The organism is Burkholderia sp. MSMB1459WGS, from assembly GCF_001534535.1.
Classification (GTDB): Bacteria; Pseudomonadota; Gammaproteobacteria; order Burkholderiales; family Burkholderiaceae; genus Burkholderia.
In genome coordinates this window covers 80,440-106,565 of record NZ_LPMU01000013.1, presented here as the reverse complement: position 1 = coordinate 106,565, position 26,126 = coordinate 80,440, and the positions used below count along the sequence as shown (strand labels likewise).

At 66.5% G+C, this 26,126-nt stretch carries 24 protein-coding genes and 1 pseudogene; 14 read left to right on the top strand and 11 right to left on the bottom strand.

What is annotated here, in order from left to right; translation table 11 throughout:
- Window positions 1-249 precede the first annotated feature (249 nt).
- Window positions 250-861, top strand: coding sequence for a helix-hairpin-helix domain-containing protein (locus tag WT97_RS06280; RefSeq protein ID WP_060353158.1), 612 nt, complete (start codon window positions 250-252; stop codon window positions 859-861).
- Window positions 862-949: 88 nt separating this feature from the next.
- Window positions 950-1,381, top strand: a complete 432-nt coding sequence (locus WT97_RS06275) for a YidB family protein (RefSeq protein WP_059504971.1) — start codon at window positions 950-952, stop codon at window positions 1,379-1,381.
- 115 nt (window positions 1,382-1,496) lie between these two features.
- Here the strand turns inward: WT97_RS06275 and clpB are convergent, their stop codons facing one another.
- Together clpB and WT97_RS06265 are read right to left on the bottom strand one after the other, a co-directional pair.
- Window positions 1,497-4,094 carry an ATP-dependent chaperone ClpB gene (gene clpB / locus WT97_RS06270; RefSeq protein ID WP_059504973.1) on the bottom strand — a complete coding sequence of 866 codons (2,598 nt, stop codon included), beginning with the start codon at window positions 4,092-4,094 and terminating at the stop codon, window positions 1,497-1,499.
- A 160-nt stretch (window positions 4,095-4,254) separates the two neighbouring features.
- Window positions 4,255-4,770, bottom strand: a complete 516-nt coding sequence (locus WT97_RS06265) for an Rrf2 family transcriptional regulator (RefSeq protein WP_060353157.1) — start codon at window positions 4,768-4,770, stop codon at window positions 4,255-4,257.
- A gap of 243 nt (window positions 4,771-5,013) precedes the next feature.
- Between WT97_RS06265 and WT97_RS06260 the strand changes: the two genes are divergently transcribed.
- Window positions 5,014-5,574 (top strand): group III truncated hemoglobin, encoded by a 561-nt coding sequence (locus tag WT97_RS06260; RefSeq protein ID WP_059504977.1) that lies wholly within the window; start codon window positions 5,014-5,016, stop codon window positions 5,572-5,574.
- 62 nt (window positions 5,575-5,636) lie between these two features.
- On the opposite strand, the gene WT97_RS06255 is transcribed toward WT97_RS06260, so the two are convergent.
- The 6 genes from WT97_RS06255 to WT97_RS06230 form a co-directional block, all read right to left on the bottom strand.
- Window positions 5,637-6,113, bottom strand: a complete 477-nt coding sequence (locus tag WT97_RS06255) for a molybdenum cofactor biosynthesis protein MoaE (protein ID WP_059790727.1) — start codon at window positions 6,111-6,113, stop codon at window positions 5,637-5,639.
- A gap of 115 nt (window positions 6,114-6,228) precedes the next feature.
- Window positions 6,229-6,486 (bottom strand): molybdopterin converting factor subunit 1, encoded by a 258-nt coding sequence (gene moaD, locus WT97_RS06250; RefSeq protein ID WP_050013225.1) that lies wholly within the window; start codon window positions 6,484-6,486, stop codon window positions 6,229-6,231.
- Window positions 6,487-6,505: 19 nt separating this feature from the next.
- The gene (gene glp, locus WT97_RS06245) at window positions 6,506-7,753 is read right to left on the bottom strand and encodes a gephyrin-like molybdotransferase Glp (RefSeq protein WP_060353156.1); all 1,248 of its coding nucleotides are present in this window, start codon (window positions 7,751-7,753) and stop codon (window positions 6,506-6,508) included.
- A gap of 233 nt (window positions 7,754-7,986) precedes the next feature.
- Window positions 7,987-9,438, bottom strand: a complete 1,452-nt coding sequence (gene thrC, locus WT97_RS06240) for a threonine synthase (RefSeq protein WP_059790721.1) — start codon at window positions 9,436-9,438, stop codon at window positions 7,987-7,989.
- 10 nt (window positions 9,439-9,448) lie between these two features.
- The gene (locus WT97_RS06235) at window positions 9,449-10,777 is read right to left on the bottom strand and encodes a homoserine dehydrogenase (RefSeq protein WP_059504983.1); all 1,329 of its coding nucleotides are present in this window, start codon (window positions 10,775-10,777) and stop codon (window positions 9,449-9,451) included.
- Window positions 10,778-10,831: 54 nt separating this feature from the next.
- The gene (locus WT97_RS06230; protein WP_060353155.1) at window positions 10,832-12,070 is read right to left on the bottom strand and encodes a pyridoxal phosphate-dependent aminotransferase; all 1,239 of its coding nucleotides are present in this window, start codon (window positions 12,068-12,070) and stop codon (window positions 10,832-10,834) included.
- 313 nt (window positions 12,071-12,383) lie between these two features.
- Here WT97_RS06230 and WT97_RS06225 point away from each other — a divergent pair, with 313 nt between their 5' ends.
- The 9 genes from WT97_RS06225 (at window position 12,384) to WT97_RS06185 (ending at window position 20,732) form a co-directional block, all read left to right on the top strand.
- Window positions 12,384-12,758, top strand: a complete 375-nt coding sequence (locus tag WT97_RS06225; protein WP_060353154.1) for an Mth938-like domain-containing protein — start codon at window positions 12,384-12,386, stop codon at window positions 12,756-12,758.
- Window positions 12,759-12,881: 123 nt separating this feature from the next.
- On the top strand, window positions 12,882-14,558 hold the full coding sequence (locus WT97_RS06220; protein WP_060353153.1) for a glycosyltransferase family 39 protein: 1,677 nt from the start codon (window positions 12,882-12,884) through the stop codon (window positions 14,556-14,558).
- A 12-nt stretch (window positions 14,559-14,570) separates the two neighbouring features.
- Complete coding sequence (locus WT97_RS06215) at window positions 14,571-14,942, top strand: EamA family transporter (protein ID WP_006482863.1); 372 nt, start codon at window positions 14,571-14,573, stop codon at window positions 14,940-14,942.
- 130 nt (window positions 14,943-15,072) lie between these two features.
- Complete coding sequence (locus WT97_RS06210; RefSeq protein ID WP_060353152.1) at window positions 15,073-16,224, top strand: DegT/DnrJ/EryC1/StrS aminotransferase family protein; 1,152 nt, start codon at window positions 15,073-15,075, stop codon at window positions 16,222-16,224.
- A 6-nt stretch (window positions 16,225-16,230) separates the two neighbouring features.
- Window positions 16,231-17,268, top strand: coding sequence for a glycosyltransferase (locus WT97_RS06205; protein ID WP_059504993.1), 1,038 nt, complete (start codon window positions 16,231-16,233; stop codon window positions 17,266-17,268).
- Complete coding sequence (locus WT97_RS06200) at window positions 17,265-18,212, top strand: formyltransferase (RefSeq protein WP_059504995.1); 948 nt, start codon at window positions 17,265-17,267, stop codon at window positions 18,210-18,212. Before WT97_RS06205 ends, WT97_RS06200 begins: the two co-directional genes overlap by 4 nt.
- The gene (locus WT97_RS06195) at window positions 18,209-19,264 is read left to right on the top strand and encodes a bifunctional UDP-4-keto-pentose/UDP-xylose synthase (protein ID WP_059504997.1); all 1,056 of its coding nucleotides are present in this window, start codon (window positions 18,209-18,211) and stop codon (window positions 19,262-19,264) included. The genes WT97_RS06200 and WT97_RS06195 overlap by 4 nt, the downstream gene beginning before the upstream one ends.
- Before the next feature lie 13 nt (window positions 19,265-19,277).
- Window positions 19,278-20,174, top strand: coding sequence for a polysaccharide deacetylase family protein (locus WT97_RS06190; RefSeq protein WP_060353151.1), 897 nt, complete (start codon window positions 19,278-19,280; stop codon window positions 20,172-20,174).
- A gap of 96 nt (window positions 20,175-20,270) precedes the next feature.
- Window positions 20,271-20,732: a peroxiredoxin gene (locus tag WT97_RS06185; protein ID WP_034207483.1), complete on the top strand. Its 462-nt coding sequence runs from the start codon at window positions 20,271-20,273 to the stop codon at window positions 20,730-20,732.
- A gap of 198 nt (window positions 20,733-20,930) precedes the next feature.
- Here the strand turns inward: WT97_RS06185 and WT97_RS35095 are convergent.
- Window positions 20,931-21,172: pseudogene (locus WT97_RS35095) on the bottom strand (hypothetical protein); the annotation flags it as partial.
- Here WT97_RS35095 and WT97_RS06180 point away from each other — a divergent pair.
- Both WT97_RS06180 and WT97_RS06175 read left to right on the top strand, forming a co-directional pair.
- Complete coding sequence (locus WT97_RS06180; RefSeq protein ID WP_060353150.1) at window positions 21,068-22,870, top strand: PhoH family protein; 1,803 nt, start codon at window positions 21,068-21,070, stop codon at window positions 22,868-22,870. The pseudogene WT97_RS35095 and the gene WT97_RS06180 overlap by 105 nt on opposite strands.
- Before the next feature lie 237 nt (window positions 22,871-23,107).
- The gene (locus WT97_RS06175) at window positions 23,108-24,193 is read left to right on the top strand and encodes a C40 family peptidase (RefSeq protein WP_060033908.1); all 1,086 of its coding nucleotides are present in this window, start codon (window positions 23,108-23,110) and stop codon (window positions 24,191-24,193) included.
- Between the two features lie 150 nt (window positions 24,194-24,343).
- Here WT97_RS06175 and WT97_RS06170 read toward each other — a convergent pair whose 3' ends face one another.
- Both WT97_RS06170 and WT97_RS06165 read right to left on the bottom strand, forming a co-directional pair.
- The gene (locus WT97_RS06170) at window positions 24,344-25,354 is read right to left on the bottom strand and encodes an inorganic phosphate transporter (protein WP_059505011.1); all 1,011 of its coding nucleotides are present in this window, start codon (window positions 25,352-25,354) and stop codon (window positions 24,344-24,346) included.
- 10 nt (window positions 25,355-25,364) lie between these two features.
- On the bottom strand, window positions 25,365-25,991 hold the full coding sequence (locus tag WT97_RS06165; protein WP_006478627.1) for a DUF47 domain-containing protein: 627 nt from the start codon (window positions 25,989-25,991) through the stop codon (window positions 25,365-25,367).
- Window positions 25,992-26,126: the final 135 nt, after the last annotated feature.

Here is a 26,126-nt window from a genome sequence, read left to right as displayed (position 1 = left end):
TTCACTCTAAGTCAAGCGTCGTCGAACGGCCAGCGTCGCGACAACCGGCGACACCGTAAAGAATGGTCAAAATCGGCGCATGGCATCGGTTTCGGCCTTTACAGCACCGCAAGCCTTCAGCAAGATTCGGTCAGCTTGTCTTAAAAAGGGCACGCATTTGTCCTATGCTTAACGGCGACGCCCGGCCACCTCGCGCCCCGTCGTCCGTTGCAACAGCCATTCATCCGTCAGAACCAGGGAGCCTTTGCCATGCTGAAAAAGCTGCTGATGCTGTTCGTCGCGCTATCGCTGTCGCTCGCCGCCGGCCTTGCCGCAGCCGTCGAAGTCAACACGGCCGACCAGGCCGCGCTCGAATCCGTGAAGGGTCTCGGGCCCGTGAAGTCGAAGGCGATCATCGACGAACGCACCAAGAACGGCCCGTTCAAGGACGCCGACGATCTCGCAAACCGCGTGAAGGGCCTCGGCACGAAGTCGGTCGGGCATCTCGAGGAAAACGGCCTGACGATCGGCGGCGCGTCGACGCCGCCGAAGGGCGTGAAGCTGTCGAAGCCGGCCGCGACGACGTCCGCGACCACGTCGACCACGACGTCGGCGGGCAGCGCATCGACGTCCACGACCGCGACGGCCGGCACGACGACCGCGGCGCCCGCGCCGACGGCGAGCGCACCGGAAGCGGCCGCCAAGCCGGCCAAGACCAAGCGCGCATCGAAGAAGGAAAAGGCGGCAGCGGCTGCCGCGGCATCCGCCGACGCGGGTGCGAGCGCACCGGCGGCCGCGTCGTCCACGAAGGCGACGAAGGGTTCGAAGAAGAAGAGCAAGAAGGACAAGGCAGCCTCCGCCGCCGCGGCGTCGGGCGCCTGATGTGCGCCGCGCGCACGACAGTGTGCGCGCGGCATTCGTTCAACGGGCGCCGTCGTCACGGCGCCCTTTTCAGTAAAGGTGAAGAACCATGGGTCTCCTCGACATCGTTGGCGGTCTGATCGGCGGCCAGGCCGGCGGCAACTCGCAAAGCGCGCTGATCGCGACCGCGCTCGAATTCATCAACAACCAGCCGGGCGGCCTGAACGGGCTGATCGAGAAGTTCAAGGCCGGCGGCGCCGGCGACGTGATCGGTTCGTGGGTCGGCAACGGCGAAAACCAGCCGATCTCGCCGGACACGCTGCAGAACGTACTGGGCTCGGACGTCGTCGGCTCGCTCGCGAGCAAGGTCGGCATCGATCCGGCGCAGGCCTCGTCGATCCTCGCGCAGGTGCTGCCGCACGTCGTCAACGGCGCGACGCCGAACGGCGAAGTGCCGGCCGGCGGCCAGGTCGACACGTCGAACGTGCTCAGCACGCTCACGCAGCTCGCCGGCATGTTCGGCGGCAACAAGCAGGCCTGAGCGCCCGCCGTGACCGGGCGGCCCGTTCGGCCGCTCCATAAGCAAACACCCCGCCGAGGCGGGGTGTTCGTTTTTGCGCCCGGTGCGAACCGGGCACGCTGCCGACGGCAGGCGATCAGTGAACGACGCGGTCGAACACGAACTGGCCGTCGTTGACGTCGACAGGGATCACGTCCTTCGGGCCGAAGCGGCCGGCGAGGATCAGCTTCGCGACCGGGTTCTCGATCTCCTGCTGGATCGCGCGCTTCAGCGGCCGGGCGCCGAACAGCGGATCGTAGCCGACCTTCCCGATCTGTTCGAGCGCCGCGGGCGACACGTCGAGCGCCATGTCGAGCTTCGCGAGCCGGTCGTGCAGGCGCGCGAGCTGGATCTTCGCGATCGACTCGATGTTGCTGCGGTCGAGCGCATGGAACACGACAACGTCGTCGATCCGGTTCAGGAACTCGGGACGGAAGTGCTGCTTCACCTCGAGCCACACGGCGTCCTTGATCTCTTCCTGCGGCGCCCCCGTCATGGCCTGAATCACCTGCGAGCCGAGGTTCGACGTCATCACGATCACCGTGTTCTTGAAGTCGACCGTACGCCCCTGCCCGTCGGTCATGCGGCCGTCGTCGAGCACCTGCAGCAGCACGTTGAACACGTCCGGATGCGCCTTCTCGATCTCGTCGAGCAGGATCACGCTGTACGGCTTGCGACGCACGGCTTCGGTCAGGTAGCCGCCTTCCTCGTAGCCGACATAGCCCGGCGGCGCGCCGATCAGCCGCGCGACGCTGTGCTTCTCCATGAATTCGCTCATGTCGATGCGAATCAGGTGCTCTTCCGAATCGAACAGGAACGACGCCAGCGCCTTGCACAGCTCGGTCTTGCCGACTCCCGTCGGGCCGAGGAACAGGAACGAGCCGTACGGACGGTTCGGATCGGCGAGACCCGCGCGCGAACGACGGATCGCATCGGCCACCGCGCTGATCGCCTCGTCCTGGCCGACCACGCGCTCGTGCAGCTTTTCCTCGATGTGCAGCAGCTTCTCGCGCTCGCCCTGCATCATCCGCGACACGGGAATGCCCGTCGAACGCGACACCACTTCCGCGATTTCCTCGGCGCCGACCTGCGTGCGCAGCAGGCGCGGGCGGGTCGGGTTGTGCTGCTCCTGCTCTTCGGCCTGCGTGACCTGCTTCAGTTGCGACTCGAGCTGCGGCAGCTTGCCGTACTGCAGCTCGGCGACCTTCTCCAGCTTGCCTTCGCGCTGCAGGCGCGCGATGTCCGCCCGCACCTTCTCGATCTCTTCCTTGAGCTGCGCGCTGCCCTGCACCGCGGCTTTCTCGGCGGTCCAGATCTCCTCCAGGTCCGCATATTCGCGGCCGAGGCGATCGATCTCTTCCTCGATCAGTTGCAGGCGCTTCTGCGACGCTTCGTCCTGCTCCTTCTTCACGGCTTCGCGCTCGATCTTCAACTGGATCAGACGACGGTCGAGCTTGTCCATCTCTTCGGGCTTCGAATCGATTTCCATCTTGATCTTCGAAGCGGCCTCGTCGATCAGGTCGATGGCCTTGTCGGGCAGGAAGCGGTCGGTGATGTAGCGATGCGACAGCTCGGCCGCGGCGACGATCGCCGGGTCGGTGATGTCCACGCCGTGATGCAGTTCGTACTTCTCCTGCAGCCCGCGCAGGATCGCGATCGTCGCCTCGACGCTCGGCTCGTCGACGAGCACCTTCTGGAAGCGGCGTTCGAGCGCGGCGTCCTTCTCGATGTACTTGCGGTATTCGTCGAGCGTGGTCGCGCCGATGCAGTGCAGCTCGCCGCGCGACAGCGCCGGCTTCAGCATGTTGCCCGCATCCATCGCGCCTTCGGCCTTGCCCGCCCCGACCATCGTGTGGATCTCGTCGATGAAGACGATCGTCTGCCCTTCGTCCTTCGCGATATCGTTGAGCACCGCCTTCAGGCGCTCCTCGAACTCGCCGCGATACTTCGCGCCGGCGAGCAGCGCGGCCATGTCGAGCGACAGCACGCGCTTGCCCTTCAGCGTCTCGGGCACTTCGCCGTTGACGATCCGCTGCGCGAGCCCTTCGACGATCGCGGTCTTGCCGACACCCGGCTCGCCGATCAGCACCGGGTTGTTCTTGGTGCGGCGCTGCAGGATCTGGATCGAGCGGCGGATTTCGTCGTCGCGGCCGATCACCGGATCGAGCTTGCCCGCGCGGGCACGCTCGGTCAGGTCGACCGTGTATTTCTTCAGCGCCTCGCGCTGGCTTTCCGCGTCCTGGCTGTGCACCTGCGAGCCGCCGCGCACCGCGGCGATCGCGGCTTCGAGCGACTTGCGCGTGAGGCCGTGCTGGCGTGCGAGCTTGCCGGCCTCGCCCTTGTCGTCGGACACGGCGAGCAGGAACATCTCGCTCGCGATGAACGTGTCGTTGAGCTTCTGTGCTTCCTTGTCGGCCTGGTTCAGCAGTCCGGCCAACTCACGGCCGACCTGGATGTCGCCGCCCGTGCCCGTCACTTGCGGCAGGCGCGAGATCGCTTCGTTCAGCGCGCCTTGCAGCGCCTGCACGTGCACGCCCGCGCGCGACATCAGCGAGCGGGCCGAGCCGTCCTGCTGCGCGATGAGCGCCGCCAGCACGTGAACGGGTTCGATGTATTGATTGTCGCGGCCGGCGGCAAGGCTTTGCGCGTCCGCGAGTGCTTCCTGGAACTTGGTGGTGAGCTTGTCGATTCTCATTTAGTCGAGACCTCCAATTTTCGATTAACACCAAGATGAGGATGGCTATGCGGCTTTCAAGCGAAATTCGGGTTGATTCAGCGCAAAAATTGCCGGATAGCCTGAAAACGGTCCAGCGGTGTGATGAGGGGGTGCGGAGTCGGCGCGCGGCGTCCGCGTGTCAGTGGGTGTTGGCCGACGGCTCGGCGGCGGCCGGCGCGTCGTCCGGCACCGGGGCACGCACGAGCGCGACCGGACGGATGCCGAGCAGCGCCACGAGCGGCGATGCGGGCTCGGCCAGTTCGCCCAGCGTGTGGCGATCGAGTTCCGCGAAGAACGCGTCGCGCGCGGCCGCCAGCACGCCCTTCAGCCGGCACTGCGGCTCGATCACGCAGCCGCGCGACTCGCTGCCGTCGGGCGAAAAGCAACCGACCAGCGCGAAGTCGTTCTCGGTCGCCCGCACGACCTGGCCGACCGTCAGTTCCAGCGAATCGGCAAACAGCCGCAACCCGCCGTTGCGGCCGCGAACGGTGTCGACCCAGCCCAGTTCGCCGAGTCGCTGGACGACTTTCATCAGATGATTTTTCGAGATGCCGTAGGCGTCCGAGATCTCCTGGATGGTCGCGAGCCCCTCACCGCGCACGGCCAGGTACAGCATCACGCGTAGCGAATAGTCGGTGTAGTCGGTGAGTCTCATGAGCGAATACGGAAAAGATCGATCGTGCCCCGATTACCTGAGCCGGGCGGCGCTCGATGCGTGCAGGGCCGATGATGGTGCCGTGGCGCGGCCGCGGGTTGCCGGGAGCACGTGCGCGCAATAAGATGCGCAGTATCTACACGTTTTTCAGGGGTTACAGGACGCTATTTTGCGTCAAAATCCGGCCGGCGTCCTGCTCGTCGCCCGCGCCGCCGCCCCGATCCACCGGCCCCTTTTTTTGTCATGACTGCCCTGCCCGCCTCGCCCGAACCCGCACCGGCCCGCCCTCGCGACGCCGAGCCGACCGAAGACAACATCCGCGATCTCGTCTACGCGTTCTACGACCGCGTGCGCGCCGATCCGCTGCTCGGGCCCGTGTTCGACGCGAAGCTGGCCGGGCGCTGGGACGATCATCTGCCGAAGATGGTGACGTTCTGGTCGAGCCTCGTGCTCGGCACCAAGGGCTATCGCGGCAACGTACAGCAAGCGCACCAGCCGCTCGACGGGATCGAGCCGGCCCATTTCAGCCGCTGGCTGGCGCTGTTCCTGAAGACCGTCGACGCGCGCTACGCGCCGCCCGCGGCGATCCGTTTCATGGAGCCCGCATTGCGGATCGCGCAGAGCCTGCAGTTGAGCCGGTTCGGCTGGGACTACCGGATTCCGCCCGAGCAGCAGGCGCTCCTCGACGCGATCGCGCCGCGCCGCCGCGACACGGGCGACGATCCGCATGGGTTGCCGTCGCGCGCCCGCGGCGAGCCGTTTCCGACCAAGATCATCGGGCGCGGCGTCGACCCGGACGCGTAACGCCCCTCGCGCACGACGATGGCGCGCCTGCGGCACATCGCCGCATCGCCCGGGTGCCGCGCTCAGCGCGGCGTGTTGCCCGACTCGACGCCCCAGCGCGCGAGCGCGGCGTCGTCGGTACTGCGCGCATCGACCCAGCGCTCGCCGTCCGGCGTCGTTTCCTTCTTCCAGAACGGCGCTTCGGTCTTCAGATAGTCCATCACGAACTCGCACGACGCGAACGCATCGCCACGGTGCGCCGCGACCGTCGCGACCATCACGATCTGGTCGAGGGGCAGCAGCCTGCCGACGCGATGCACGATTGCGACGTCGATGCCCGGCCAGCGCCGGCCGGCCTCGGCCGCGATCTTCTCGAGCGCCTTCTCGGTCATTCCCGGATAGTGCTCGAGTTCCATGACGGCGACCGCGTCGCCTTCGTTCAGGTCGCGCACCGTACCGACGAAGCACGCGACCGCGCCGATCTTCGGGTTGCGCGCGCGCAATGCCGTCACTTCGGCATTCAGATCGAAATCGTCGGTCTGGACTCGTACCATAACCATCGTTTGCTCCTGCTCCTGTCGACCCGAGTTGGCGCTTTAGCGCTTACTCGGGTCCCATGCATCGCTGTCGACCCGCGTAAGCGCTTCAGTGCCTACCCCGGGCCCCATGCAAGACTCAACCGCCCGTCACCGGCGGGAAGAACGCGACCTCGCAACCTTCGGTGAGCCGCGTGTCGGGATCGGTCATCTCGTGGTTGCATGCCATGCGCAATGCGCGCCCTTCGGCGAGCGTGTCGGCCCATGCGCCGCCGCGCACGCGCAGCCACGCGCGCACGTCGCCGACGGTCGTCACGCTGTCCGGCACGTCGGCTTCTTCGTCGGCCACGCCCAGTGCTTCACGCACGCTTGCAAAAAATTTCAGCTGAATCTTCATGGTTCGGGGAGCCGCCGCGTTACGACAGCAATTCGGAAAACGGAATGAAACGCACGGTCTCGCCTGCGCTGATCGCGTGCTGCGGCGGATTGTCGATCAGGCCATCGCCCCAGACCGTCGACGTGAGCACGGCCGAGCTCTGGTTCGGGAACAGGTCGAGGCCGCCGGCCGCATTGACGCGCGCCCGCAGGAATTCGTTGCGCCGGTCGCCCTTGCTCTGCGAAAAATCGGCGCGCAGCGACAACGCGCGCGGCGCGACGTCGCGCACGCCGGACAGGCGCAGCAGGAACGGCCGCACGAACAGCAGGAACGTGACGAAGCTCGACACGGGGTTGCCGGGCAGCCCGATGAAATGCGCATCGGCGCGCGCATCGGCGCGGCGCACCGCGCCGTACGCGAGCGGCTTGCCGGGTTTCATCGCGATCTGCCACAGCGCGAGCCGCCCTTCGGCCTCGACGGCCGGCTTCACGTGATCCTCGTCGCCGACCGACACGCCGCCGCTCGTCAGGATCACGTCGTGATCGCGGGCGGCCTCGCGCAGCGTGTCGCGCGTCGCGGCCAGCGAGTCGGGCACGATCCCGTAGTCGGTCACGTGGCAGCCGAGCCGCTCGAGCAGCCCGCGCAGCGTGAAGCGGTTCGAGTTGTAGATCGCACCGGGCTTCAGCGGCTCGCCGGGCATCGTCAGTTCGTCGCCGGTGAAGAACACCGCCACGCGAATCCGCCGCGCGACCGACAGTTGCGCGCAGCCGACCGATGCGGCCAGGCCGAGCGCCTGCGGCGTGAGCCGCGTGCCGGCCGGCAGGATCACCGCACCCCGACGGATGTCCGCGCCCTGCGCGGTGATCCATTCGCCGGCCTTCGGCGTGTGGAGGATCTCGACCGCGTCGCCGTCGGCCGACGTCTGCTCCTGCATCACGACGGCGTCGGCGCCCGGCGGCACCGTCGCGCCGGTGAAGATCCGCGCGGCCGTGCCGGCCGCGAGCGGCGCGGCCGGATGGCCGGCCGGAATGCGCTGCGACACCGGCAAGCGTCGATCGCCGTGCAGCAGATCGGCGACGCGCACCGCATAGCCGTCCATCGCGCTCGTATGCATCGGCGGCACGTCGAGCGGCGAGCTCACGTCGGCCGCCAGCACGCGGCCGAGCGCGTCGAGCGTGGCGACGGTTTCGGCGCCGGGCAGCGGCTGCGCGGCATCGAGCAGCGCGGCAAGCGCCTCGGCGGTCGACAGCATCGGCGCGCGCGGCGCCGCGGGATTCGGGTTCGACATCAATGGAATCGGGAATCGTTGGAGTCAGTACGTCATTGTAGCGACGCCGCCACGCGGGCGCGCGATATGGCGGACATGCGAAGACTGTGATCGGCGCGAACGCGCGGATTTGGCACGTGTTTCGCGCCACCTGCGATGCCGCAGGCCAAACGAAACGGCCGGAACCCCGATCCGTTCGACGAATCGGCATTCCGGCCGTCCTGCACGACCGGGCCCGCAGGCCCGGCCACGCGTCATGCGCCCGTATGGGCGGCGATGAAGTCCTTCACCTGCTGCGCGTCGGCCTTCACGACCTCGAAGCGCTGCGGCAGCGCCTCGAGCCCGTCGAATGCGGCCGGCCGCTCGGCTTCGCGATCGAGCGCTTCGCGAATCGTCTCGCCGAACTTGATCGGCTGCGCCGTCTCGAGCACGACCATCGGCACGCCAGCCTCCAGATGCTCGCGCGCGACCTTCACGCCGTCGGCCGTATGCGTATCGATCATCGTGTCGTAGCGCGAGAACACGTCGCGGATCGTCGCGATACGGTCGGTGTGGCTGCTGCGGCCGGACACGAAACCGAATTCGGCGACGCGCGCGAAATCGCCGCTCGCCGCGAGATCGAAGCCGCCCTTCTCCTCGACGTCGCGGAACAGTTGCATCACGCGGGCCGGATCGCGGCCGAGCAGGTCGAACACGAAGCGCTCGAAGTTCGATGCCTTCGAGATGTCCATGCTCGGGCTGCTCGTGTGATAGGTGTGCTCGGCGCTGCGCACGCGATACGCGCCGGTGCGGAAGAACTCGTCGAGCACGTCGTTCTCGTTGGTCGCGACCACCAGCTTCGCGATCGGCAGCCCCATCATCCGCGCGATGTGGCCCGCGCAGACGTTGCCGAAATTGCCCGACGGCACCGTAAACGATACGCGCTCGTCGTTGGACCGCGTCGCCGCGAAGTAGCCCTTGAAGTAGTACACGACCTGCGCGACGACACGCGCCCAGTTGATCGAGTTGACGGTGCCGATCTTCTGCCGCGCCTTGAACGCATGATCGTTCGACACGGCCTTCACGATGTCCTGGCAATCGTCGAACACGCCTTCGACCGCGAGGTTGAAGATGTTCGGATCCTGCAGGCTGAACATCTGCGCCGTCTGGAACGCGCTCATCTTCTTGTGCGGCGACAGCATGAACACGCGCACGCCGGCCTTGCCGCGCATCGCGTATTCGGCCGCGCTGCCGGTATCGCCCGACGTCGCGCCGAGGATGTTCAGCGTTTCGCCATGCTTCGCGAGCGTGTACTCGAACAGGTTGCCGAGCAACTGCATCGCCATGTCCTTGAACGCGAGCGTCGGGCCGTTCGACAGTTCGAGCAGCGACAGCGCCGCGCCGCTCTCGGTGCCGAGCGTCTTCAGCGGCGTGATGTCGGACGCGTTCTCGCCGTGGCGCGTGTTGCTGTACACGGCGGCCGTATACGTGCGGCGCGTGATCGCGCGCAGGTCGTCGGCCGGCACGTCGTCGCAGAACTTCGACAGGATCTCGAATGCGAGATCCGCGTACGGCAGCGTGCGCCAGCGCGCGAGCTCGTCGGCGGAGACCTTCGGGTATTCGGCCGGCAGATAGAGCCCGCCGTCCTTCGCGAGACCGCCGAGCAGGATGTCGGAGAACGTGTGGCGCTCGCCGATGCCGGCGCCGCGCGTGGAGATGTAGTTCATGTCGTCAGCCTCAGTTCAGCGCTTCCATGCGCAGCTTCGTCACCTTCGACACGACGGTCGCGAGGCTCTCGATTTGTGCGATCGCCGCATTGACGTTCTTCTCGACCGTTTCGTGCGTGATCAGGATGATGTCGGTCTCGCCGTTCGCGCCGTCGATCTGCTCCGATTCCTTCTGCAGCAGCGCGTCGATCGAGATGCCCGATTCGGCGAGGATGCGCGTGATGGCGGCGAGCACGCCGGTCTGGTCGGCGACGCGCAGGCGCAGGTAGTAGCCGCTCGTCACTTCCTCGATCGGCAAAATCGGCGTATTCGACAGGCTGTCCGGCTGGAACGCGAGGTGCGGCACGCGGTGCTCGGGATCGGCCGTATGCAGGCGCGTGACGTCGACGAGATCCGCGACCACGGCCGACGCTGTCGGCTCCGCGCCCGCCCCCTTGCCGTAGTACAGCGTCGTGCCGACCGCATCGCCGTGCACGACGACCGCGTTCATTGCGCCCTCGACGTTCGCGAGCAGGCGCTTTTCCGGGATCAGCGTCGGGTGCACGCGCAGCTCGATGCCGTTCGTGGCGCGGCGCGCGATGCCGAGCAGCTTGATCCGGTAACCGAGCTCCTCCGCGTAGCGGATGTCGGTCGCGTCGAGCTTGCTGATGCCTTCGACGTACGCGCGGTCGAACTGCACCGGCACGCCGAACGCGATCGCGCTCATGATCGTCGCCTTGTGCGCGGCGTCGACGCCCTCGATGTCGAAGGTCGGATCGGCTTCCGCGTAACCGAGTTCCTGCGCGGCCTTCAGCGCGGTCGCGAAGTCGAGCCCGCGGTCGCGCATTTCCGACAGGATGTAGTTCGTCGTGCCGTTGATGATGCCGGCGATGTACTGGATGCGGTTCGCGGTCAGGCCTTCGCGCAGCGCCTTGATGATCGGGATGCCGCCGGCGACGGCCGCCTCGAACGCGACCATCACGCCTTGCTCGCGCGCGGCTTCGAAGATCTCGGTGCCGTGCACCGCGAGCAGCGCCTTGTTCGCCGTCACGACGTGCTTGCCGTTCGCGATCGCGCGCAGCACGAGCTCGCGCGCGATGCCCGTGCCGCCGATCATCTCGGCGACGATCGCGATCGACGGATCGTCGACGACCGCGTTGAAATCGTCGGTGATCTGCGCGGTGCCGGCGTGAGCGCCGAGCGCGGCCTGCGCCTTGGCCGGGTTGCGCACGGCGATGCGCGCGACCTCGATGCCGCGTCCCGCGCGTCGTTTGATTTCTTCCTGGTTGCGGTGCAACACCGTGAAGGTGCCGCTGCCGACGGTGCCGAAGCCCAACAGGCCAACTTTGATCGGTTCCATGCTGCGTGTGATCGATGAGTAAGAAGTAGTGAGTTCCGTGCGGCCCCTGCCCGCTCAGACCGAATGGCGCTTGCGGTAGCCGTCGAGAAAGCGCGCGATCCGGTTGATCGAATCGGCCAGGTCGTCGAGGTTCGGCAGGAAGACCACGCGGAAGTGGTCCGGCGCCGCCCAGTTGAAACCCGTGCCCTGCACGAGCAGCACGCGTTCCTCGAGCAGCAGGTCGAGAATGAACTGCTGGTCGTTCTGGATCGGGTAGAGCTTCGAGTCGAGGCGCGGAAACATGTACAGCGCGGCCTGCGGTTTCACGCAGGTCACGCCCGGGATCGACGTCAGCATGTCGTACGCGAGTTCGCGCTGCTTGTACAGGCGCCCGCTCGGCACGATCAGCTCGTTGATGCTCTGGTAGCCGCCGAGCGCCGTCTGGATCGCGAACTGGCCGGGCACGTTCGCGCACAGGCGCATCGACGACAGGATGCCGAGCCCTTCGAGGTAATCCTTCGCGCGCCGGCGGTTGTCGCCGCCGAGGCCCGACACGGCCATCCAGCCCGCGCGATAGCCGCACGACCGATAGCTCTTCGACAGGCTGTTGAACGTGACGGTGATCACGTCCTCCGACAACGCACCCAACGCGGTGTGCTCGAGGCCGTCGTAGACGATCTTGTCGTAGACCTCGTCGGCGAACACGATCAGCCCGTGCTGGCGCGCGATCTCGAGCAGCTCGAGCAGCAATTCGTCGGAATAAAGCGCGCCGGTCGGATTGTTCGGGTTGATCACGACGATCGCCTTCGTGTTCGGCGTGATCTTGCTGCGGATGTCGTCGAGATCGGGCATCCACGCGTTCTGCTCGTCGCACACGTAGTGCACGGGCGTGCCGCCCGACAGGCTCACGGCCGCCGTCCACAGCGGGTAGTCGGGCGCGGGCAGCAGCACTTCGTCGCCGTCGTTCAGCAGCGCCTGGGTCGCCATCACGATCAGCTCGGACGCGCCGTTGCCGATGTAGATGTCGTCGAGGCCGACGCCGACGACGCCCTTTTCCTGCGTGTAGTGCATCACGGCCTTGCGCGCCGAGAACACGCCCTTCGAGTCCGAATAGCCGGACGACGCCGGCAGGTTGCGGATCATGTCCTGGATGATCTCGTCCGGCGCGTCGAACCCGAACGGCGCGAGGTTGCCGATGTTCAGCTTGATGATGCGGTGGCCTTCTTCCTCGAGGCGCTTCGCGTGCTCGAGCACCGGGCCACGGATGTCGTAGCAGACGTTGAGCAGCTTGTTCGACTTCTGAATCGGTTTCACGACGACACGGTTCCTGGGTTGGCCTTGCGGCCGGGGGACGGGATCAAAACTGGAAAGCGGCCGGTCTGTGCGCGCTGTCTAGACTGGGAAAAAGCGGCGGTCGGACGCGGCTTGTGGCGGCGCACGACGCAAGTGGCGCCCGCGGGCGACCAAAAAGTTATAATTTAGCGGATTTTGGCCGACTTTCGCAATGCACCATAGCCGTGCCGGGCCCGCGCCGTCGGGCGTCCGCGCGTGCCCGAGGGCGCGAAACCGGCCGGCCGGGCCGGTACGGCCCTGCCAACCCATTCCTACGGAACCGCGGAATACCGATTTGAAACTGCACCAGGACACGAGCGGCGCGCTCAACACCGTCACCGGCTACGGCCCCGATTATGTCGACGTCAACCTCGAACGCCATGAAACGAGCGTCATCGTGCTGCCCGGCGCGCCGGTCCAGACCTGGCCCGTGTCGTCGTTCGACTCGCTCGCGCCCGAGCATTTCGCGATGCTGCTCGACCCGACGCCCGAGCTCGTAATCTTCGGCAGCGGCGCGCGGCTGCGCTTCCCGCATCCACGGCTCGTCGCGGCGCTCACCGCGAAGCGGATCGGCGTCGAGACGATGGATTTCCAGGCCGCCTGCCGCACCTACAACATCCTGATGGCCGAGGGCCGCAAAGTCGCCGCCGCGCTCTTAATTGAACGTTAACCCCCGATGCGGTAAAAATCGGGCCGGCGCAGCGGGTCGATCCCCCGATCGCCCCGGCCAGGCCGCCCGGCCCCGGCGCATCCGCCGGCGGCCCGTCACAACAACCAAACAGGCTGAAAACCCATGAACGATACGCCGTCGAGGCTACCGCTCAATCGCATCACGCTCGTCCTCCTGCTCGTCGCGCTCGCGATCGTCTGGTTCGCGCCGCTCGGGCTGCGCCACTTGATCCCAAGCGACGAAGGCCGCTATGCGGAAATGGCGCGCGAGATGTTCGTCACCGGCGACTGGATCACGCCGCGCTACAACGGCTACAAGTACTTCGAGAAGCCGCCGCTGCAAACCTGGCTGAACGCGCTGACGTTCGCGTGGTTCGGCATCGGCGAGTGGCAGGCGCGTCTGTATACCGCGGTGGCGAGCTTCGCCGGCGTGCTGCTCGTCGGCTACACCGGCGCGCGCCTGTTCAACCCGCTGTCGGGCTTCCTCGCGGCCGTCGTGCTCGCCAGCTCGCCGTACTGGAACCTGATGGGCCACTTCAACGCGCTCGACATGGGGCTCGCGTTCTGGATGGCGCTGTCGCTCTGCTCGCTGCTGCTCGCGCAACGGCCCGGGCTGCGCCCGAGCGCGGTGCGCGGCTGGATGTGGGCGTGCTGGGCCGCGATGGCGTTCGCGGTGCTGTCCAAGGGCCTCGTCGGCCTGATCCTGCCCGGCGCCGTGCTCGTGCTGTATACGCTGATCGCGCGCGACTGGGCATTGTGGAAGCGCCTGTACCTGGTCAGCGGCCTCGTGATCTTCTTCGCGATCGTCATGCCGTGGTTCGTGCTCGTCCAGCAGCGCAACCCCGAATTCTTCAACTTCTTCTTCATCGTCCAGCAGTTCCGCCGGTACCTGACCCCGGAACAGAACCGCCCGGGCCCGCTGTACTACTTCGTGCCCGTGCTGCTGGTCGGCTTCCTGCCGTGGCTGTCGGTCGCGTGGCAGAGCATCCGTCATGCGCTGCGCATGCCGCGCCAGCCGAACGGCTTCTCGCCGATGCTCGTTCTGCTGATCTGGAGCGCGTTCATCTTCCTGTTCTTCAGCGCGTCGCATTCGAAGCTGATCTCGTACGTGCTGCCGGTCGCGCCGGCGCTCGCGCTGATTATCGGCGCGTACCTGCCGCTGATGACGGCCGAGCGCTTCCGTCGCCATCTGCTCGGCTACCTCGTGTTCTTCGTCGCCGCGGCGTTCGGGATCATCTTCCTCGCTTATCAAGGCGACGCCCGCACGCCGAACGCGCTGTACCGCGCTTTCCAGACGTGGCTGTACGCCGGTCTCGCGGTCTCGGCCGCGCTGACGCTCGCGGCCGCGTGGCTGAACCGCCGCGCGGGCGTGACCGCCGCGCTCGCCGCGTTCGGCGCCGCGTGGCTCGCGTTCGGCACGATCGGCGGCACCGGGCACGACGAGTTCGGCCGCTACAGCTCGGGCGCGCTACTCGCGCCGGCCGTGCGCGCCGAACTGGCGAAACTGCCGCCCGACACGCCGTTCTACTCGGTCGAGATGCTCGATCACACGTTCCCGTTCTACATGGGCCACACGACGATCATGGTGCAGCGCCAGGACGAGCTCGCATTCGGGATCTCGGTCGAGCCGAACAAGTGGATCCCGACCGTCGGCGAATGGATCACGCGCTGGAAGCAGGACGCCCATGCGCTCGCGATCATGGCGCCCGGCCAGTACGACGCGCTGGTCAAGGAAGGCGTGCCGATGCGCGTGATCGCGCGCGACAACCGCCGCGTGATCGTCGAGAAACCGCAATCGTAAGGACGCCCCCGCATGAATCCCGTTTCGTTCGTCTGCATCGTCACCGGCGTGATGCTCAACGCCTGTGCGCAACTTCTGCTGAAAGCCGGCGTCAACGCCGTTGGACACTTCGAATTCAGCCGTGCGAACATCATCCCGGTCGGGCTCAAGATCGCGACCCAGCTGCCGATCATCGGCGGCCTCGGCTGCTACGTGCTGAGCGTCGTCGTGTGGATCGTCGGGCTGTCGCGGGTCGACGTGTCGATCGCGTACCCGATGCTGTCGCTCGGCTACGTCGTCAACGCGTTCGCGGCGTGGTACCTGTTCGGCGAGGTGTTGTCGGTCCAGCGGCTCGTCGGCATCGGCATCATCCTGATCGGCGTGCTCGTGCTCGCGCGCAGCTGAGCACGGCCCGCCGCGTTAAGCGTCCGCCTACAAAAAATCACGGTACGAATCCGCCAACCGGTGTTTAATGCCGGTTTCGGACGGATCGCCCGACCCTTTTATTACACGCCATTACAGGCCAAACGCGTTCATGAGCCAGACTACCGCTCCGTTTCTGCCGTTCACCCGCCCCGAGATCGATAAGGAAACCATCCAGGGCGTCGTCGACGTGCTGCGCTCGGGCTGGATCACCACCGGCCCGCAGTGCCAGAAATTCGAGGCCGCGCTGTCCGAGTACTGCGGCGGCCGTCCGGTCCGCGCATTCAATTCGGGCACCTGCACGCTCGAGATCGGCCTGCGCATCGCGGGCGTCGGGCCCGGCGACGAGGTGATCACGACGCCGGCGTCGTGGGTCTCGACCAGCAACGTGATCATCGAAACGGGTGCGACGCCCGTGTTCGCCGACATCGACCCCGTCACGCGCAACATCGACCTCGACAAGCTCGAACAGGCGATCACGCCGCGCACGAAGGCGATCATCCCCGTGTTCCTGTCCGGCTTGCCGGTCGACATGGACCGCCTGTACGCGATCGCCCGCGCGCACAAGCTGCGCGTGATCGAGGACGCCGCGCAGGCGTTCGGCTCGACGTGGCGCGGCAAGCGCATCGGCGCGATCGGCGACCTCGTGTCGTTCAGCTTCCACGCGAACAAGAACCTGACGACGATCGAAGGCGGCGCGCTCGTGCTGAACGACGAGGACGAAGCCGTGCTCGCGCAGAAGTACCGATTGCAGGGCATCACGCGCACCGGCTTCGACGGGATGGACTGCGACGTGCTCGGCGGCAAGTACAACCTGACCGACGTGGCCGCGCGCGTCGGCCTCGGCCAGTTGCCGCACATCGAGCGCTTCACCGCGCAGCGCCGCGCACTCGCCCGCGCGTATTTCGCCGCGTTCGACGGCGGCGCGGCCGTGAAGCTCGGCGTCGGCCTGCCGGTCGCCGAATTCGAACACGGCAACTGGCACATGTTCCTGGTCACGCTGCCGCTCGAGCGGCTGTCGATCTCGCGCGCCGAGTTCATGGCGCAGATGAAGGAACGCGGCATCGGCACGGGCATCCACTACCCGGCGATCCATCTTTTCACGCTGTACCGTGCGCGCGGTTTCAAGGAGGGCATGTTCCCCCACGCCGAACGGTACGGCGCGTCGACCGTCACGCTGCCGCTGTTTACGCAGATGACGGAAGGCGACGTGCGTCGCGTGGTCGACGCCGTCAATCAGATTTGCGAACAATACGGAAAATAAGCGTACATGAGTCACCTTGAAGCACGCGCCGGGCACTCGGGCGCCGCGCACCTGGACGCCGGCCGGCCCGAAGTATCGGTCATCATCCCCGTGTACAACGAGGAAGACGGCCTCGCCGCGCTGTTCGCGCGGCTGTATCCGGCGCTCGACGCACTCGACGCGTCGTACGAAGTGATCCTGATCAACGACGGCAGCCGCGACCGCTCGGCCGCGATGCTCGCCGATCAGTTCCACGTCCGGCCCGACACGACGCGCGTGGTGCTGCTCAACGGCAACTACGGCCAGCACATGGCGATCCTCGCCGGCTTCGCGCAATCGCGCGGCGAGATCGTCGTCACGCTCGACGCCGACCTGCAGAACCCGCCCGAGGAAATCGGCAAGCTGATCGCGAAGATGCGCGAGGGCCACGACTACGTCGGCTCGATCCGCAAGCAGCGCCAGGACAGCCTGTGGCGACGCAAGGCGTCGCAGATGATGAACCGGCTGCGCGAGCGCATCACGCGCATCAAGATGACCGACCAGGGCTGCATGCTGCGCGCGTACAGCCGCCGCATCATCGATACGATCAACGTGTGCGGCGAGGTCAACACGTTCATCCCCGCGCTCGCGTACACGTTCGCGCAGAACCCGACCGAAATCGAGGTCGCGCACGAGGAACGCTTCGCGGGCGAATCGAAGTATTCGCTGTACAGCCTGATCCGGCTGAACTTCGACCTGGTGACGGGCTTCTCGGTCGTGCCGTTGCAGTGGCTGTCGTTCATCGGCGTGATCCTGTCGCTCGGCTCCGCCGCGCTGTTCGCGCTGCTGCTCGTGCGCCGCTTCATCGTCGGCGCGGAAGTGCAAGGCGTGTTCACGCTGTTCGCGATCACGTTCTTCCTGCTCGGCGTGATCATCTTCGCGCTCGGCCTGCTCGGCGAATACGTCGGCCGCATCTACCAGCAGGTACGCGCGCGGCCGCGCTACCTGATCCAGGCCGTGCTCGAGCAGCACGACGGCGTGCCGCCGGTGCCGGCCGCCGCGCACCGCCCGGGAGCCGCGCAATGAAGCCGCGCGCGGTCGTCTTCGCGTATCACAACGTCGGCGTGCGGTGCCTGCAGGTGCTGCTCGCGCGCGGCGTCGACGTCGCGCTGGTCGTCACGCACGAGGACAATCCGAACGAGAACATCTGGTTCGGCAGCGTCGCGTCCGTCGCGGCCGAACACGGCATTCCGGTCGTCACGCCGGCCGATCCCGCCGATCCGGCGCTGCGCCGCGCGGTGTCCGACGCGCGGCCCGATTTCATCTTCTCGTTCTACTATCGGCACATGCTGCCGGTGGACCTGCTCGCGATCGCGCCGCGCGGCGCGTACAACATGCATGGTTCGCTGCTGCCGAAATACCGGGGTCGGGTACCGACCAACTGGGCCGTGCTGAACGGCGAGACCGAAACCGGCGCGACGCTGCACGAGATGGCCGCCAAGCCCGACGCGGGCGCGATTCTCGCCCAGACCGCGGTGCCGATCCTGCCGGACGATACGGCCGCGCAGGTATTCGACAAGGTCACGGTGGCCGCCGAGCAGACGCTGTGGCGCGTGCTGCCCGCGCTGCTCGCGGGCGAGGCGCCGCACCTGCCGAACGATCTCGCGACCGGCAGCTACTACGGCGGGCGCAAGCCGGAGGACGGCCGCGTCGACTGGTCGAAACCGGCCGCGCAGGTCTACAACCTGGTGCGCGCGGTCGCCCCCCCGTATCCGGGTGCATTCACGGACGTCGGCGGCGCGCGCTTCGTGATCGCGCGCGCGCGCCTTGCGGCGCCCGGCAGCGCGGCGGCGACGGCCGCGGCAGATTTGCCGCCCGGCCTGCACGTAAGCGATAATGCGCTATTCGGCGTCTGCGGCGACAGCCGCGCCCTATCCATTCTCGAGCTGTGGCAGCAGCGCGACGGCGGCGAAACCGTCGTGACGCCCGCGGAATTCGCGCAGTTCATTCATTCTTCCCGTCATTCATGAAAGCAAAAAAAGTCCTGATCCTGGGTGTGAACGGCTTCATCGGCCATCACCTGTCGAAGCGCATTCTTGAAACCACCGATTGGGAAGTGTTCGGCATGGACATGCAGACCGACCGGCTGGGCGACCTCGTCAACCACGAGCGGATGCATTTCTTCGAAGGCGACATCACGATCAACAAGGAGTGGGTCGAGTATCACGTGAAGAAGTGCGACGTGATCCTGCCGCTCGTCGCAATCGCGACGCCCGCGACCTACGTCCAGCAGCCGCTGCGCGTGTTCGAACTCGACTTCGAGGCGAACCTGCCGATCGTGCGTTCGGCCGTCAAGTACGGCAAGCACCTCGTGTTCCCGTCGACCTCCGAGGTCTACGGCATGTGCTCGGACGAGCAGTTCGACCCGGATGCGTCGGCGCTCACCTACGGCCCGATCAACAAGCCGCGCTGGATCTATGCGTGCTCGAAGCAGTTGATGGATCGCGTGATCTGGGGCTACGGGATGGAAGGCCTGAACTTCACGCTGTTCCGTCCGTTCAACTGGATCGGCCCGGGCCTCGACTCGATCTACACGCCGAAGGAAGGCAGCTCGCGCGTGGTCACGCAGTTCCTCGGCCACATCGTGCGCGGCGAGAACATCAGCCTCGTCGACGGCGGCTCGCAGAAGCGCGCGTTCACCGATATCGGCGACGGCATCAGCGCGCTGATGAAGATCATCGAGAACAAGGGCGGCGTCGCGTCGGGCAAGATCTACAACATCGGGAATCCGAAGAACAACTTCTCGGTTCGCGAGCTCGCGCACAAGATGCTCGAGCTGGCCGCGGAATTCCCCGAGTACGCCGAGTCGGCCAAGCAGGTGAAGCTCGTCGAAACGACGTCCGGCGCCTACTACGGCAACGGCTATCAGGACGTGCAGAACCGCGTGCCGAAGATCGACAACACGATGCAGGAGCTCGGCTGGGCGCCGCAGGCGACGTTCGACGACGCGCTGCGCAACATCTTCGAAGCGTACCGCGGCCACGTAGCCGACGCGCGCGCGCTCGTCGAACAGCAAGGCTGATCGGGACGCTCGCTTGGCTCGTATCGTCCTCAAGATCGACGTCGACACGCTGCGCGGCACGCGCGAAGGCGTGCCGAACCTCGCGCGCATCTTCGACCGCTTCAATGCCCGCGCGACCTTCCTCTTCAGCCTCGGCCCCGATCACACGGGCTGGGCGCTGCGGCGCGTGTTCCGCCCGGGCTTCCTGAAGAAGGTGTCGCGTACGTCGGTGGTCGAGCACTACGGCGTGAAGCAGCTGATGTACGGCGTGCTGCTGCCCGGCCCCGACATCGGCCGCCGCGCGATCGCCGACATGCGCGCGATTCACGAGGCCGGCTTCGAATGTGGGATCCACACGTGGGATCACGTCTACTGGCAGGACAACGTGCGCGTACGCGATCGCGACTGGACCACGCGTGAAATGCAGAAGAGTCACGCGCGCTTCGTCGAGATCTTCGGCGCGCCGCCCGTCACGCACGGCGCGGCGGGCTGGCAGATGAACGACGCCGCATTCGAGCAGATCGACGCGTGGGGGATGCGCTACGCGTCCGACGGTCGCGGCCACTCGCCGTACCTGCCCGTGGTCGGCGGCCGCACGCTGTCGCACGTGCAGATGCCGACCACGCTGCCGACGCTCGACGAAGTGCTCGGCGTCGACGGCGTCGACACGCACAACGTCGCCGCGCACCTCCTCAAGTTCACCGAAACCAATCCGCACGACCAGGTGTTCACGCTGCACGCGGAACTGGAAGGCCAGAAGCTCGCGCCCGTATTCGAGCAACTGCTCGCCGGCTGGCGTGCGCAAGGCCACACGTTTGCGACGATGGGCGACTACCATGCAACGCTGGACCGCGACTCGCTGCCATCGTACCCTGTCGCGTGGGGCGAAATCCCCGGCCGCTCCGGTGAACTGATCGTCCAGCCCGACTGAGTTCGCGCGCGAGCCGGCGTCGCCGCCGCGCCCTTGCGACGCCCCGCCGAACCGCGCCGCCGCAGCGGCGCTCTTCCATAACAACAGGAGAAACACGTGTCCGTCGAAGTTGACCGTCAAGTTCCCGATTTCACCGCACCGGCCACGGGCGGCGACATTTCGCTGTCCGACCTGAAGGGCAAGAAGCTCGTGCTGTACTTCTATCCGAAGGACAACACGCCGGGCTGCACGACCGAAGGGCTGCAGTTCCGCGATCTCTATCCGAAGTTCAAGAAGGCCGGTGCGGAAGTCATCGGCGTGTCGCGCGACAGCCTGCGCTCGCATGACAATTTCAAGGCCAAGCTCGAGCTGCCGTTCCCGCTGATCTCCGATGCCGACGAAGCGCTGTGCGCGTTGTTCGATGTCATCAAGATGAAGAAAATGTATGGCAAGGAAGTGCGCGGAATCGAGCGCTCGACGTTCCTGATCGACGCCGACGGCGTGCTTCGCCAGGCATGGCGCGGCATCAAGGTACCGGGTCACGTGGACGACGTGCTAAAGGCTGTACAAGCGCTTTGAGGCGCGTTATATTGGGCCGCAATGAATGCCAGTTCGCCCCATATTTCTCGTAGCTGCGCCGGTGCCCGTTGCAATGCTTGCCGGCACCTGACGCGCATCACGACGGCATCAGCCGAGCCGCATGTCCCTGTCGACGGGGCAGCGGCTTTTTTTATGGAACGCGCGCCGGCCCTCCCCGGTCCGGCCCTTACCGCATCGAGGAGCTGATCGACACTTAGGCGAACCGGCTAGACGAAATTCCTGTGCGCCACCGCGCGCAAACTGCATGCGTCTACGTCACGCAGGATGCGATCAGCGGCGCACTTCATGCGACACGATTCCTCCCGAGGGACACCATGCCTTTGCCTACTCCCCCCAGCAAGCTCGGCAGCCTGCTGCCGCCCGACGAATACAAGGCGAAAGCGCGGCCCGCGAAAGCCGCGAAGAAATCCGCCGAAGGGGACGCATCCACAGCCGGTGACTATGGTTCGGCCAGCGTGGCCCCACCGATGATCGAAGCCGCGAACACGGCCGCGCCGTTGCGCGCCGTCGCGTCTTCGGTGTCCGGCGCCGCGAGCGCACCCGCACGCGGCCGCAAGACCAAGCAGACGGCCGCCCTGCTGCAGCCGCTGCCGGCGCCCGTCGAGCCCGCGGCGCCGGTCGTCGCACGCAACGACAAGCCGGCCGCCGGCAAACCGGCGGCCACGCCCGCGCGCGACGCCGGCGCCGCGACGAAGTCGCGCGGCCGCAAACCCGCCGAAGCCGAACTGCAGAAACTGTTCGTGCTCGACACCAACGTGCTGATGCACGACCCGAGCAGCCTCTTCCGCTTCGAGGAACACGACGTCTATCTGCCGATGATGACGCTCGAGGAACTCGACAACCACAAGAAGGGGATGTCCGAAGTCGCGCGCAATGCACGCCAGGTCAGCCGCACGCTCGACGCGCTCGTCGCCGACGGCGGCCCGATCTCGGCCGGCATTCCGCTGTCGCGCCTCGGCAGCCGCGACGCGCTCGGCCGCCTGTACTTCCAGACGAAGCTCGCCGACATCGCGCCCGTCGAAGGCCTGCCCGAAGGCAAGGCCGACAACCAGATCCTCGGCGTCGTGCGCGCGCTGCAGCGCGACCGCCCCGATCGCCAGGTCGTGCTGGTGTCGAAAGACATCAACATGCGGATCAAGGCGCACGCGCTCGGCCTGCCTGCGGAAGACTACTTCAACGACCAGGTGCTCGAGGATTCGGATCTCCTGTACAACGGCGTGCGCGAGCTGCCGCAGGACTTCTGGACCAAGCACGCGAAGGGCATGGAGAGCTGGCAGGACACGAAGACGGGTACCACGTACTACCGCGTGACGGGCCCGCTCGTCGCGTCGATGCTCGTCAACGAGTTCGTCTATCTGGAGCCGCAGAACGGCGAGCCGACGTTCCACGCGATCGTCCGCGAGCTGAACGGCAAGACGGCGCTGCTGCAGACTTTGCGCGACTACAGCCACCACAAGAACAACGTGTGGGGCATCACCGCGCGCAACCGCGAGCAGAACTTCGCGCTGAACCTGCTGATGAACCCCGAGATCGACTTCGTCACGCTGCTCGGCCAGGCCGGCACCGGCAAGACGCTCGTCGCGCTCGCGGCCGGCCTCGCGCAGGTGCTCGACGACAAGCGCTACAACGAGATCATCGTGACGCGCGCGACCGTGCCCGTCGGCGAGGACATCGGTTTCCTGCCCGGTACCGAGGAAGAGAAGATGCAACCGTGGATGGGCGCATTCGACGACAACCTCGAAGTGCTGCAGAAGACCGATGATGCGGCCGGCGAATGGGGGCGCGCCGCGACGCAGGAGCTGATCCGTTCGCGCCTCAAAGTGAAGAGCATGAACTTCATGCGCGGCCGCACGTTCGTCGACAAGTACCTGATCATCGACGAGGCGCAGAACCTGACGCCGAAGCAGATGAAGACGCTCGTCACGCGCGCGGGCCCCGGCACGAAGATCGTCTGCCTCGGCAACATCGCGCAGATCGACACGCCGTACCTGACCGAAGGCAGCTCGGGCCTGACCTACGTCGTCGACCGCTTCAAGGGCTGGGGCCACAGCGGCCACGTGACCCTCGCGCGCGGCGAACGCTCGCGGCTCGCCGACTACGCGTCGGACATCCTGTAACGCGCAGGCCGGCCGATCGGCCGGCTTTCGACGCCACGCGGCGCTCCGTTTTTTGGAGCGCCGTTTTTATTTAGGGTCGAAGATATAAGCAATGCTTCGTCACGCGACCATGCAGTTTACGCGCGAAACTTCAAGTAAATTCTCAAGAATGGTTGCTTAAGCCCCGCCGGTGCGTCTACCATCGGGTCTGTCTGTCGTCATACGATTCGCGAGCGCGCCGCGCTCGCCCGCCTTGCCATGCTTCGAATCTGGGTTCCCGTCGCCGTCGTCTCCCTGCTTGCGGCCTGTTCCAGCGTGCCGCCGCAGTCGGCATCGCGTTCCGCTTCGGGCATGAAGATCACGACGCCGCGTGCATTCCCCGCGCCCGCCAATTTCCCGAAATTCGTCGACCACAGCGTCGGTCAGGAAGAAATCTCGATCCAGGCGATGAGCCTCGTCGGCGTCCCGTATCGTTGGGGCGGCAACACGCCGGCGAGCGGCTTCGACTGCAGCGGGCTCGTCCGCTACGTGATCGGCCGCGCGGCCGACGTGAACCTGCCGCGCACGACCGCCGACATGAGCGGCCGCGGCGTGGCGATCGAACCCGACGAGATCGCGCCGGGCGACCTGATCTTCTTCAATACGACCGGGCGTCCGCATTCGCACGTCGGCATCTATGTGGGCAAGCTGCGCTTCGTGAACGCGCCCTCCAGCGGCGGCACCGTGCGGCTCGACTATCTGACGAACCCATACTGGGCGAAGCGCTTCGACGGCATTCGTCGCGTCGCGCCGCCGCGCTCGGCCCCGACGCCGTTCGATGCGCCGACCTACGAAGCCAAGCGCGACGAGCCGCGCAATGCCCCGGCGGTCGCGGCCGCTCCCGTGGTCGTGACGGCTGCCGCCGCGCCGCGGCAGCCCGCGTATGCGCCGCCGCAAACGAGAGCGACGCAGGCGCCGGCCGCCCCGACCACGCGGGTCGTGACGGCCGCCGCAGTTGCACCGGCGGCACCGGTCGCCGATCCGTACGAACCGCCGCCGCCACGGATGCAGGCGGCGCAGCAGCAAGCCACGTCGGCGAATGACGCGATGCCCGCGATGACGGCCAATGCCGCACCGGCCGCCCCGGCGGAAGTCGGCACGCAGATCCCGACGACCGCGCTGACGGCCGCCCAGGCCGCCGCCTTCGATGCCGAACCGCCGCCCGCCACCGCGTCGACGCCCCCACGCGGTATCGAGCCCGCGCCCGTGCAGGTATGGCGAGCATCGACGCAATCCGCGCCCATCAGCCCGCGCACCGGTACGGCAGACGATCCGATCGCGCGGTTTGCGAACGGCAGTTATTGAGCGATTGCCCGAATCCGCCCGTCAACGACGTTGGCGGCATCTGCCGTCCCTCCCGCCTCGTCGCCGCTCTCCCGCCCAGCCTCCAAAAGAAAATGCGCCGCAGCCTTTCGGCTTGCGGCGCATTTCATGTCGATCCGGCCGTGTCGGCGCTCAGAAGATCTGGCGTCCGAGCCACCACCCGCCAGCCGCGAACAACGCGGCCGCCGGCAGCGTCAGCACCCACGCCCACACGATGTTGCCGGCGACGCCCCAGCGCACGGCCGACAGCTTCTGCGTCGCGCCGACACCGACGATCGCGCCGGTAATCGTGTGCGTGGTCGACACGGGAATGCCGAGGAACGACGCGATGAACAGCGTGATCGCGCCGCCGCTTTCCGCGCAAAAACCGCCGACCGGCTTGAGCTTCGTGATCTTCTGGCCCATCGTGCGCACGATGCGCCAGCCGCCGAACAGCGTACCGAGGCCCATCGAAAGGTAGCACGCGCCGATCACCCAGGCCGGCGGCGCATCGGCGCTCGCCGACGCGTAACCGCTCGCGATCAGCAGCATCCAGATGATACCGATCGTCTTCTGTGCGTCGTTGCCGCCGTGACCGAGGCTGTACAGCCCGGCCGACAGCAGTTGCAGCCGGCGGAAGCGCCGGTCGACCTTGCTGGGCGCGGTACGGAAATACAGCCACGACACGCCGAGCATGAACAGCGAACCGAGGATGAAACCGAGCAGCGGCGAAATGAAGATGAACGCGATCGTCTTCAGCAGCCCGTCGATGTTCAGCGCGCTCCAGCCGGACTTCGCGAGCGCCGCGCCGACGAGGCCGCCGATCAGCGCGTGCGACGAGCTCGACGGAATCCCGTAGTACCACGTGATCACGTTCCAGCCGATCGCACCGACCAGTGCGCCGAACACGACGTAATGGTCGACGATCTCGGGATCGATCGTGCCTTTACCGACGGTCTGCGCGACTTTCAGGTGGAAGATGAAGTACGCGATCACGTTGAACGCGGCCGCGAACACCACGGCCTGCTGGGGTTTCAGCACGCCGGTCGACACGACGGTGGCGATCGAGTTCGCCGCGTCGTGAAAGCCGTTCATGAAGTCGAATACGAGCGCGACGAGCACCAGCGTCGCGACCATCCATAGGGCGAGTTGTATCGAATGCATCGTGGTCCGCTCAGGCGTTTTCCAGCACGATGCCTTCGATGATGTTCGCGACGTCCTCGCACTTGTCGGTGATCTCCTCGAGCAGCTCGTAGATCGCCTTCAGCTTGATGAGCGTCTTCACGTCGTCTTCCTCGCGGAACAGCTTCGACATCGCCGCGCGCAGCACGCGATCGGCCTCCGACTCCCAGCGGTCGATTTCCTCGCACTGCTTGAGGATCTGTGCCGACTGCTTCATGTCGGACAGCAAGCCGACGGCCTGCTGCACGTGTTGGGCCGACTGCGTGACGATGTGCGCGAGCTGGCTCGCCTCGGACGTGACGGACTGCACGTCGTACAGCGACACGGCCGTCGCAACGTCTTCCATCAGGTCGAGGATGTCGTCCATCGTCGTGATCAGCTTATGGATCTCGTCGCGATCGAGCGGCGTGATGAAGGTCTTGTGCAGCAGATCGATCGCCTCGTGCGTGAGCTTGTCGGCGGCCTTCTCGGCGATTTGCACGTTTTGCTTGTGAATCTCGGCGTCGGCGAGATTGTCGATCAGCAGTTCGAGCTCGCGGCCACCGGAAACGATGTGCTTCGCGTGCGCGTTGAAGAGTTCAAAGAACTTGCCCTCGGTGGGCATGAATCGACCGAACATGGGATTCCTGAGAGATTGTCAAACTACTGTCACGAAAACGGGCGACATTGTACCGTTTCCGGTCGCGACGCGACGTGCGCATATGCGCACGCCGGGATTGGATACAACATTTGGCGAAATAGGTGTTTACAACCG